The sequence below is a fragment of the Desulfonatronospira sp. genome, assembly GCA_003563255.1.
Classification (GTDB): Bacteria; Desulfobacterota; Desulfovibrionia; order Desulfovibrionales; family Desulfonatronovibrionaceae; genus Desulfonatronospira.
In genome coordinates, this window is sequence record PWSL01000357.1 from 1 (window position 1) to 9,656 (window position 9,656).

At 52.7% G+C, this 9,656-nt stretch carries 7 protein-coding genes; 6 read left to right on the forward strand and 1 reads right to left on the reverse strand.

Going from position 1 to position 9,656, the window contains the following annotated elements:
- Nucleotides 1-241 precede the first annotated feature (241 nt).
- From QZP87_RS10365 to bamD, 4 genes are all read left to right on the forward strand, one after another.
- On the forward strand, nucleotides 242-2,272 hold the full coding sequence (locus QZP87_RS10365) for a DUF3488 and transglutaminase-like domain-containing protein (protein WP_291322849.1): 2,031 nt from the start codon (nucleotides 242-244) through the stop codon (nucleotides 2,270-2,272).
- A gap of 766 nt (nucleotides 2,273-3,038) precedes the next feature.
- Nucleotides 3,039-3,356: a thioredoxin gene (gene trxA / locus QZP87_RS10370; protein ID WP_291322850.1), complete on the forward strand. Its 318-nt coding sequence runs from the start codon at nucleotides 3,039-3,041 to the stop codon at nucleotides 3,354-3,356.
- 4 nt (nucleotides 3,357-3,360) lie between these two features.
- Nucleotides 3,361-4,281 carry a thioredoxin-disulfide reductase gene (trxB, locus tag QZP87_RS10375; protein ID WP_291322851.1) on the forward strand — a complete coding sequence of 307 codons (921 nt, stop codon included), beginning with the start codon at nucleotides 3,361-3,363 and terminating at the stop codon, nucleotides 4,279-4,281.
- A gap of 41 nt (nucleotides 4,282-4,322) precedes the next feature.
- Nucleotides 4,323-5,054 (forward strand): outer membrane protein assembly factor BamD, encoded by a 732-nt coding sequence (gene bamD / locus QZP87_RS10380; protein ID WP_291322852.1) that lies wholly within the window; start codon nucleotides 4,323-4,325, stop codon nucleotides 5,052-5,054.
- Nucleotides 5,055-5,369: 315 nt separating this feature from the next.
- On the opposite strand, the gene QZP87_RS10385 is transcribed toward bamD, so the two are convergent.
- Nucleotides 5,370-7,121, reverse strand: a complete 1,752-nt coding sequence (locus QZP87_RS10385) for a LysM peptidoglycan-binding domain-containing protein (RefSeq protein WP_291322853.1) — start codon at nucleotides 7,119-7,121, stop codon at nucleotides 5,370-5,372.
- A 639-nt stretch (nucleotides 7,122-7,760) separates the two neighbouring features.
- Here QZP87_RS10385 and rlmB point away from each other — a divergent pair.
- Entirely contained in the window at nucleotides 7,761-8,483 is a 723-nt protein-coding gene (rlmB, locus tag QZP87_RS10390) for a 23S rRNA (guanosine(2251)-2'-O)-methyltransferase RlmB (RefSeq protein WP_291322854.1), read from the forward strand.
- A 22-nt stretch (nucleotides 8,484-8,505) separates the two neighbouring features.
- The gene (gene aroE, locus QZP87_RS10395) at nucleotides 8,506-9,312 is read left to right on the forward strand and encodes a shikimate dehydrogenase (protein ID WP_291322855.1); all 807 of its coding nucleotides are present in this window, start codon (nucleotides 8,506-8,508) and stop codon (nucleotides 9,310-9,312) included.
- Nucleotides 9,313-9,656: the final 344 nt, after the last annotated feature.

Genomic DNA, 9,656 nt, shown 5'->3' on the forward strand with positions numbered 1-9,656 from the left:
GGACTCAAAATCCCGCGGGGGTGACTCCATGAGGGTTCGAATCCCTCCCCCGGCACCACTGGCCGGCACCATTGGAATGACAAGTGATCCCGGTTTATCAAAGAGAACAGTCAAGGGGCTTTTTGACCCGGGGCAAGGGCCTGATGAGCCCCCCATCCCCTGGCTACCATGCCGAAATTTTATATTCCCGACAATACCCTGGCCCTGGAGCCGCCACTGCCCGTCCCGGAGGCTGGATAACATGCAGCCAAATCCTGCCAGGTCAAGGCTGAGACTCCTGTCCCCCCTGCTTGGGATCAGCGCCGGTTCCTGCGTGGTGCTCTCCTTGAACACCATCCTGTCTCCCTGGGTGGCAATGTTCTGGATTGTATCCTGCATTTCGAGCTGTATTGCCTTTTACCAGGGCCGACAAGAGGTTTTCTCATACAGGTTCAGGCTCGCCACTGTCCTTCTGCTGGTTTGCCTGGCCGTTGCCGTTCACTGGCCCCAGGGCTGGCAGCATGTCTTGGCCCAGGCTCTGGTTCTCATGCTGGGCATAAAGCTTATGGAATTGAGAAGACAGCGCGATGCCTTTCAGTTCTGCGGCCTGGGGGTGCTGGGTCTTGCAGTGGCGTCCCTGGTGCGGTTTGACCTGGGTTTTGGAGTCCTGATCCTGATGTTTTTCTTCCTGGGCCTGGTCCTGATTCTGTGGCAGCACGTTCTGGACCACACCCCCCAGAAGTCAGCCCCGGCAGCTCCAGGCTGGGGCTTTGCATCCAGGCTGGTCCTTTTTGCCCTTTTCCTTACTGTTCTTACTATTCTAATGGGCCTGCTGGTCTTCTTCGCCTTCCCCAGAAACATAAACCCCATGCTGAATCTGGGTGCCGGTATTCAAACCCACCGCACAGGCTTCAGTTCCCAGATGAGCCCTGGAAGCGTAGGGGAAATTGTGACCTCCAACCGTATCGCCTTCAGGGCCCGCATAGAGGGGAACGTGCACCCTGCGCGCCTTTACTGGCGCGGGGCTGTTTTGTGGGAAACAGACGGGGAAAACTGGCAGCCCGGCACCCCGCATGACTTCCAGATCCGGCCGGTGACGGCCTCCTCCCATGACCACGGCCTCATCAGACAGTCCATCACTTTGAATCCCGGCACTACAGAACATCTTTTCGGACTGTACTTTCCCGAAAGGATCCTGGATGCATCCCCGGTCTACTACAACCGGGACGGTTCAATAAAAATGGACGACACTGTTGAAACGGCCATGAGGTACCGGGTCCTGTCCAGGCAAAGTGATTCCAGGCACCTGACCCCCCGGGAATCCAGGGCGGCACTGGACGTACCCCGCGATCTGGACCAGAAGATACTTGACCTGGCAGGGTATTTTTCGCACCAGGGTCAGGATTCCTGGAAGACAGCCCAGAAGATCATGTTTTACTTCGGGACCCAGGAATTTGAGTACAGCCTGTCCGCACCCCGGGGATTCGAGCAGGGCCAGAGCCTCAAGGATTTTCTGCTGCATACCAGGACCGGTTATTGCGAGCTTTATGCGTCAGCCGCTGCAATCCTCATGCGGCTTAACAACATCCCGGCCAGAGTGGTGGTGGGGTTTTCAGGCGGGGAATTAAATCCCGTGGGAGAATACTGGGTGGTGCGCGACAGCATGGCCCATGCCTGGGTGGAGGCCTGGTTTGAAGGCCGGGGGTGGGTGCTTCTGGACCCCACACGGATGCTGGGGGAAGCCGCCCTGGAAGAGGCCTGGGGTGAAACAGCCGCATCCCAGACCGGCGCAACCCCGGAACAACTCATGACACCGGGGCTTAGAATGGTGGACTGGCTCAGGTGGCAGTGGACCAACGCCATCATCGACCTGACCCTGGCCAGGCAGGTCCATATGTGGAGATCCTTGAGAGCCGGCATCCAGGACAACTGGTCCGGGGTCAGCGCCCCCAGTATACCGGAATCCTGGAAAACGCCGGCCACCCATATACTGCTCCTGGCTGCTGCAGTCCCGGCGCTCGCTGCATTCTTCCTGATAATTCGGCTTTCAGAGAGGGCCAGGCAATATGACGATAAACTCAGAAAAAAGGCCTGGAAAAGGCTGGCCAGTAAGACCCCGGGATATCATAACCTTCAGAAACCGGGGTCTGAACAACAGGTATGGGACTGGTGGGAAAAAAACCACCCTGACATTGCAAGTAAGCTGCAAAGTATTTACCATGCCCAGAGGTACGGACCGAAGCCGGATGTAGAAAGAGATCACCGCCTTAAGGAACTGCTGTCCAGGCGCTGATGATCCGGCAATTACCGGCGATATTCTATAAATTGACTGCGGAATTTTGAGTGTTTCATAATGTATTCTGTGCAGCAACAGTTGCCTTGTCAATATTTTCATCCTCAGGGTCGGACATGCGGCATGGCAACCGACCCGCACCTGCTTCTGACTCCTGAAACCTGCGGCTCAGTATATATATGAATTCTCTTTCAGCATACAAATTACCCAGAACTTTCCTTAAGCTATCCGTTTAGCTGTGGGCAGCAGTCTTTTTTTGTATCTGTTCAGCGCTTTGCATGTGGCATGGGGACTGGCTCTTCCGGGACCCACTTGTCCCAAAAAATAAGCACTGCAGCGACACTTTGTGTTAATTTTTGCCTTGGCCGCCGGGGACAGGCACTTTTGCCGAACTCAAACCGTAAAATGTCTGGGCTCTGGGCGGCAAAAGAGCCAGTCCCTCTCGAGTTCAAATAAAGTGTCGCTGTAGTGTGAGATATTTTTTTATACAAATGCGGAACAGTCCACTGCCAGGCGCTCAACCCATGTCCTTGCTGGAGTTATAGTTTTTTGTGGCAGGATTCATGGTTAATGCCCTGAAATCATTAGCAATGCTTGACTGAACTCTTTTTTCTTTTCAAAACCATTGATTATCCTGTGTCAACTGATTTTTCATCTCCTGCTTTTGCAAACAATTATGGTTGACAGCCTTTTCAAACTTCTCTTAATATCCGAAACAGATAATATAAAGCTATCAAAAACTACCAGCATAAATAAGGAGACGAAGATGCCAAACCCAGTAACTGACAACAACTTTGAAGAAGAAGTCCTGAAATGCGAACTCCCTGTTCTGGTTGATTTCTGGGCCCCGTGGTGTGGTCCCTGCAGAGCTATCGGCCCTGTGGTGGAGGAATTGTCCCAGGAATACACCGGACGCCTCAAGGTACTTAAGATGAACGTGGACGAAAATCCCAGCACTCCAGGCAAATACGGCATCCGCGCTATCCCCACCCTGATCCTGTACAAAGGCGGTGACGTCATGGAGCAGGTCACCGGCGCAGTTTCCAAGTCCAATTTGAAACAGATGATAGACAAGGCCATATAGTTGTATGAAAACATATGAAAGCGTGGTCATAGGTGGGGGGCCTGCCGGTATAACAGCAGCCCTCTACCTTTTAAGGGCCGGAATCCAGATGGCCTGGGTTGAAAAGCTCTCTCCCGGCGGACAGGTGCTCCTGACTGAAAAGATAGACAACTATCCCGGGTTTCCTGATGGAATTAAAGGATATGAGCTCGTTGACCTTTTTACAGCCCACCTTGAAGGCTTTGAGTATGACAAGCTTGGTGACGAGGTTGAGGAAATCCGGTCTTTGGACAACAGATTTGAAATCAAGCTTTCAGAACAAACCATCATGGCCGACAGTGCAATAGTAACCACCGGAGCAGACTGGAAAAAACTCGACGTACCCGGAGAAAGCAAGTTCAACGGCAGAGGCGTTTCCTACTGCGCCCTGTGCGACGGCAACTTCTTCAAAGACCAGGAAGTAGCCTGCATCGGGGGCGGCGACACCGCACTGGAGGAGTCTCTATACCTCACCAAGCTGGTCAAAAAAGTATACCTCATACATCGCAGAGATGCATTCAGAGGGTCCAAAATTTACCAGGACAAGGTACTAAACAATCCCAAGATTGAGATTCTTTACAATACCGTGGTCAGGGAATTTTCAGGGGAAAAGGACCTGGAGGGCCTCAAGCTTGAAAACGTGCAGACAGGCAACGAATCCGACCTCGAGGTCCAGGGGGCCTTTGTTTTCATTGGACTGGTCCCGGCGGCACCCGCCCTTCCGCCCCTGGTGGAGACTGACCGTCAGGGATTTATAAAGACCGACACTGAGATGCGGACAAGTCTTCCAGGTCTTTTCGCAGCCGGTGATATACGTTCCAAACTGTGCCGCCAGATAAGCACTGCTGTAGGAGAGGGGGCCACGGCCGCGCATAATACCCAGATTTACCTGGAACAAACAGGATGACCCAGATATATACTCGCAATCCCCCTTAGAGATCAAACTGCATGAAGATTAAAAACCTGATTTTATCAATAATTCTAATGTTCGCCCTGGCTGCACAAAGTGGTTGCGCCTGGTTTCAGAGAGGCCCCGACCCCCTGGAAGACACCCCCCAGGAACTGGCTCAGGCCGGTGTGGACGCCATGGAGCAGGAGCGCTATAAAAAAGCTATAGAACACTTTTCAGACTTGAGGGACCGTTTCCCTTTCAGCCCTCATACCCCCAGGGCGGAAATTGCCTTGGGAGATGCATATATGAAATCCGGCAACTATGTTGCGGCCATTACCGTGTTTACCGAATTCGCCGAGATGAATCCGCGCCATGAGATGATCCCTTATGTACTCTTCAGGACAGGCCTGGCATATTACAACAAGTTCACCTCCATAGACCGTCCCCAGAGAAACATGCAGCAGGCCCTGGAATACTTCAGGCGCGTAGTCCAGGTCTACCCCGAAACCGAGTATGCCGAATATTCACGCTACTACAAGAAGCAATGCCGCATAAAAATGGCCGAACACGAACTGTATATTGCCGATTTTTACTGGCGCACCAAGCGCTACGGGTCAGCCTATGAACGTTACCGGTATGTGGAACAAAACTTTGAGGACCTTCCGAAAATAGTGGAGTATGCCAGAGAAAGGGCCAAAACCAGTTATTTCAAACACCAGGAACATGCTTCCAGGCATAAGAGGGCCACTGATGAAGGTTCTTGGAGGGACTGGCTGGACTGGCTTTAATCCTGCAATGACTGTAAGTCAGTGACTTACTCCTCATAACCTGTCACAGTATACAAGCACCACGCTGAACGCTCAAGATTGAGGCAGGCAATATTTGAAGACTGGATTCAGTTGACTGTCGCGTGTCATAAAGGACTTTTTTTCGGTCGCATCTTATTTATGGCACAAGGTGACTGGCGTATTCCGGCATCCGCTTGAGCATTTGAGACCAGATTCCGTGAGCATATCTAATTCCGGAACTTGACCCAAAAAAATGGCGGTCTTAATCCGCCATTTTTTTTGGTTCGCTTTTCGACAACTTAAACGTTTGCCTGCTCAGTCCACCCTGACTTCTATCCTGTCCCCGGGCCTGATGACCTGACCCCTGGATATGTTGTTCCAGCTCTGCAGATCACGGGTACTTACCCCGAACCTGCTGGCAATTCCCGACAGGGTGTCGCCTCTGCGGACTTCATAAGTGGCTGTGCTGCCTCCACTGCCGGGAATGGTCAGTTGTTGACCCGGACGGATGGTGTTGCCGCTTAAGTTGTTGGCGCTTCTTAACGCATTCATACCAACGTTGAATCTGCGGGAAATATCCCATAAGGTATCACCTTTCTCTACACGGTAGGTGGTCTGCACCCTGGCACCTTCATCTCCGCTGGACTGAGTATGCCCTGGAATATAAAGCTTCTGCCCGGGGCGGATGGTATTGCTGCTCAGTCCATTGGCCGCAATAAGGGTCTGTATTTCAACGTTAAACCTGCGGGAAATATCCCACAGGGTATCACCACCCTGTACTGTGTAATTACCCCTGCGCTGGGCGTAATCCTGAGTAGAGGCACCTGCATGGGTGGAACCGCTGGCTGGTATAATAACGTATTGACCCGGCCTCAGCAGATTGGACCTGGTGTTATTGGTCTGCTTCAAAACCGACACCGGGATTCCGAATTGGTTGGAGATCCGCCACCATGAGTCTCCGCTTCTTACCTGATACCTGTGATAACCAGCATATTGCCTGGCTTCGGGGCTATTGAGAAATTCCACTGCGGCCAGGGTCTTCGTTTCCGGCAGCATGGCTTTGACTGAGGAATCCGAAGGGCTGACCTCTCTTCTAAAAGCGGGATTATATTCCTTGAATTTATCAAAATCCAGCCCTGATGCCCTGGAAAGAGCAACCAGGTCTGTTCCCGCCGGGATCTCGAATTCTTTATAGACCGGGGCACTGTCCCAGTCTATTGGATCGAAACCCAGCTCTTCCAAATTACGCAGTATTTTGAGAATAGCCAGAAACTTGGGGACATAATTCCTGGTTTCCCTGGCCAGGTAAGGCCCGGTGATGAGATCAAAATAATTCTCGTGGCCACTGGTCTGCATGGCCCGTCCTACCCGACCCTCTCCGGCATTATAGGCTGCCAGGGCCAGGTACCAGCAGCCGAAATCGCCGTAAAGCTTTTCCAGGTAATCTGCAGCAGCATGAGTGGAAAGGAAAGGGTTCCTGCGCTCGTCCATCCACCAGTCCACCCTGAGCCCGTACAGCCTTCCGGTAGCGGGCATGAACTGCCATACTCCAGCTGCCCCGGCCCTGGAATAGGCCCTGGCGTTAAACCCGCTTTCGGCGAAAGGCAGGTAGATTAAATCCTCTGGAAGGCCCCTTTCCGTGAAGACTTCCTTTATGTAGGGCAGAAACATCTCCGAGCGCTTGAGCCAGGTCTGGAAAGTGTTTCTATGCCTGTGGGTGAAGAGCTTGAAGTAATTCTCCATGGCCTGGGTTTCTCTGGCATCCAGCACGAAATCGAATTCAATCTCAGTTTCCAGGGCCTCTTTCTCTGCCTCAGTCAGAGGTTCTTTTTCCAGCTCAGCCTTTTCTTCCGGAGTTAACGCCTCCATTTCGTCCCTGAACATGCTCTCGGCTGCTTCTGCCTCACTGGAAATGCGCTCATCATGTTTATCAAGGCCTGGATGCGAAAGCACCCGGGCCTGGTCAATGGTCCTGGGTTCAAGAGATTTTGAGTCCTCTCTGGGTGTAGACACGCAGGATATAAGCAAAAAGATGGTCGGCAGAATCCATAGCAGACGTAAGGGCATGACAAGATCTCCTCACAATATACAGTTAATGAACAACAAGTTGCATAAAAACAAAGGGTTATGTAACAGTTTGACTTGTGGGTATGAAAGCAGGGTGTGTCTGCCCCCAGTCCACACTGGAAAGGGCTGAACTGTTACATTAATTGTATCTGTTCAGCGCTTTTAAGAAAAAGCAGGGGACAGGCACTCTGGGACCCACATGAGCACTATTTTATGCTGTATCTGTTTAGCGCTTTTAAGGAAAGCAGGGGACAGGCAATCCGGGACCCACATGAGCACTATTTTGTGCTTAAAATTTATCATTTTTTGGGACAAGCGGGTCCCGGAAGAGCCAGTCCCCATGCCACATGCAAAGCGCTAAACAGATACTCTATGCTCAAAATGACTCATTTTCTGGGACAAGTGGGTCCCGGAAGAGCCAGTCCCCGTGTTACATAACAAAGCGCTGAACAGATACTCATTAATTCAATTTTATGCACAAGATACGTTTGTGTATTAACCCTCTTCCAGGTTCGCTGCAGGAGGCTGCACTTTTGCAGACAAACATGATTCGGTTATTATATTCCGTGAAGTTTGGCAATAGGTATATTTGAGCTTTTTTGATTTACACAGCCATACAAAACAGTTAACCACATTCTTATGTATAAGAACCTCGTACCGGGCAAAAAACCCGTCATGGAGGCCCTGGAAAATAACCCGGAACAGGTTGATCTTGTCTTCGTAAAAAAACCGGTTCCTAAAGGTCTGGATGCCATTATCTCCAGGTGCAGACAGCTGCATGTGCGCTTCAAGCTGGTCCCGGACCAGGAACTGCAGCAAATGGGTGCAGCAAGACAGGGGATTGCCGCCAGACTGCGGATGCAGACCCTTGTGGACCTGGATCTGCTTCTAAATAACACCACCCGGGCCGTTTTTCCGGTGCTGCTGCTCTTAGACCAGGTCCAGGACCCGGGCAACCTGGGCACCCTGGCCCGCACCCTGGCCGCCCTGGGCGGGGCGGGCATCATTATTCCCCGTGACAGAAGCGCACCCCTGGGGCCCGGGGCCATGAAGGCCTCGGCAGGAGCCCTGAACAGGATCGGGGTTGCCCAGGTTACCAACCTGGCCCGCTCCCTGGATCATATAGACCAGGCTGGATTTAATATCTATGCCGCAACCATGGACCAGGGACAAAGCGTTCTGGAGCAGACTTTTGTCTTTCCGGCAGTTCTGGTATTGGGCGGGGAGGAAAAGGGCATCCGGCCAAATGTCCTTAAAAGGTGCCCCGGTAAAATCCATATTCCCATGGCGGGCGGCATGGATTCCCTGAACGTGGCCCAGGCCGGCGCACTGATCCTGGGAAGAATGCTGTCCTGGAGATAAAAAACACAACAGGAGAAGCTGAATGTATCAGGCTTACGGCGTACTGGGACGGACACTGGGACATTCCCTGAGCCCCTATCTGCACAACTGTGCCTTTCAGGCCGCAGGCATGAAGCGGGTGTATCTCAAATGGGAGATTGAACCGGAAAATCTGGGTGACTTTATACGAGCGGTGCGCATTCTGCCCCTGTCCGGGGCCAGCGTCACCATCCCCTACAAGGAGGATGTCATGGAGTACCTGGACTATATAAGCCCGGAAGCATCCGACATGGGTGCTGTAAATACCCTGTACTGGCACAGAAAAAGCCTTTGCGGGACCAACACCGACTGCAGGGGTTTTATGGCCCCCATAGAAGACCTGCAGCTGGATTCAGCTCTGATCCTGGGAGCAGGAGGAGCCTCGCGGGCTGTACTCTACGGCCTGAAGCGCATGGGCATATCAAACATATACCTGACCAACCGCAGCGGGAAAAAAGCCCTGGCAATGGCCGGGGAATTCAACGTAAAAAGCATCCCCTGGGAGGAACGCTACCGTCTCAAGGCGGACCTGATGGTAAACACCACCCCTCTGGGTACCGCCGGGGATATGCAGGACCACTCCCCCTGGGAAAGCAGCATCTTCCCCTTCAAGATAGTCTATGACCTGGTGTACAACCCCCTGCAGACAAGGCTTCTGCAGCAGGCCAGGGCGCATGGAGCCCATACGGTATCAGGGCTGAGCATGTTCGTGCACCAGGCCCTGAAGCAGTTCAAGACCTGGACCGGCCAGGGCTTCGATCCCGGATGGGCAGAGGATCTGCTGCAACGAAAAATCACCGGGGAGATATGAGGAGTACCGAGAGGCTGACTGACCCGTCGAACTTGTCGGACCTGTCTGACTGGTCTGACCTGTCTGACCCGTCGGACTTGTCGGACCAGTCTGACTGGTCTGACCTGTCTGACCTGTCTGACTTGTCTGACCTGTCCGACCTGTCCGACAGCCTCCAGAAATCACTCCATATCATCCTGCCTAAATCCCCCAATACCTCAATCCCCCAATCATCCAATCCCCCCTGCCCCGGCCTCCAGGGCCTGTGCATTCTGGGGCAGGAGGTTGTGGTACCTCTCGGGAATTACCTGGGCAAGACTGTCCTTGACCACCTGCAGGGGAACTATCCCGGTGACCTCTACATA

Bases quoted from the DNA above. Each gene is read 5' to 3' on its own strand.
- trxA (WP_291322850.1), top strand. From the start codon at position 3,039: ATGCCAAACCCAGTAACTGACAACAACTTTGAAGAAGAAGTCCTGAAA.
- QZP87_RS10385 (WP_291322853.1), bottom strand. From the start codon at position 7,121: ATGCCCTTACGTCTGCTATGGATTCTGCCGACCATCTTTTTGCTTATA.
- QZP87_RS10365 (WP_291322849.1), top strand. From the start codon at position 242: ATGCAGCCAAATCCTGCCAGGTCAAGGCTGAGACTCCTGTCCCCCCTG.
- bamD (WP_291322852.1), top strand. From the start codon at position 4,323: ATGAAGATTAAAAACCTGATTTTATCAATAATTCTAATGTTCGCCCTG.
- trxB (WP_291322851.1), top strand. From the start codon at position 3,361: ATGAAAACATATGAAAGCGTGGTCATAGGTGGGGGGCCTGCCGGTATA.
- aroE (WP_291322855.1), top strand. From the start codon at position 8,506: ATGTATCAGGCTTACGGCGTACTGGGACGGACACTGGGACATTCCCTG.
- rlmB (WP_291322854.1), top strand. From the start codon at position 7,761: ATGTATAAGAACCTCGTACCGGGCAAAAAACCCGTCATGGAGGCCCTG.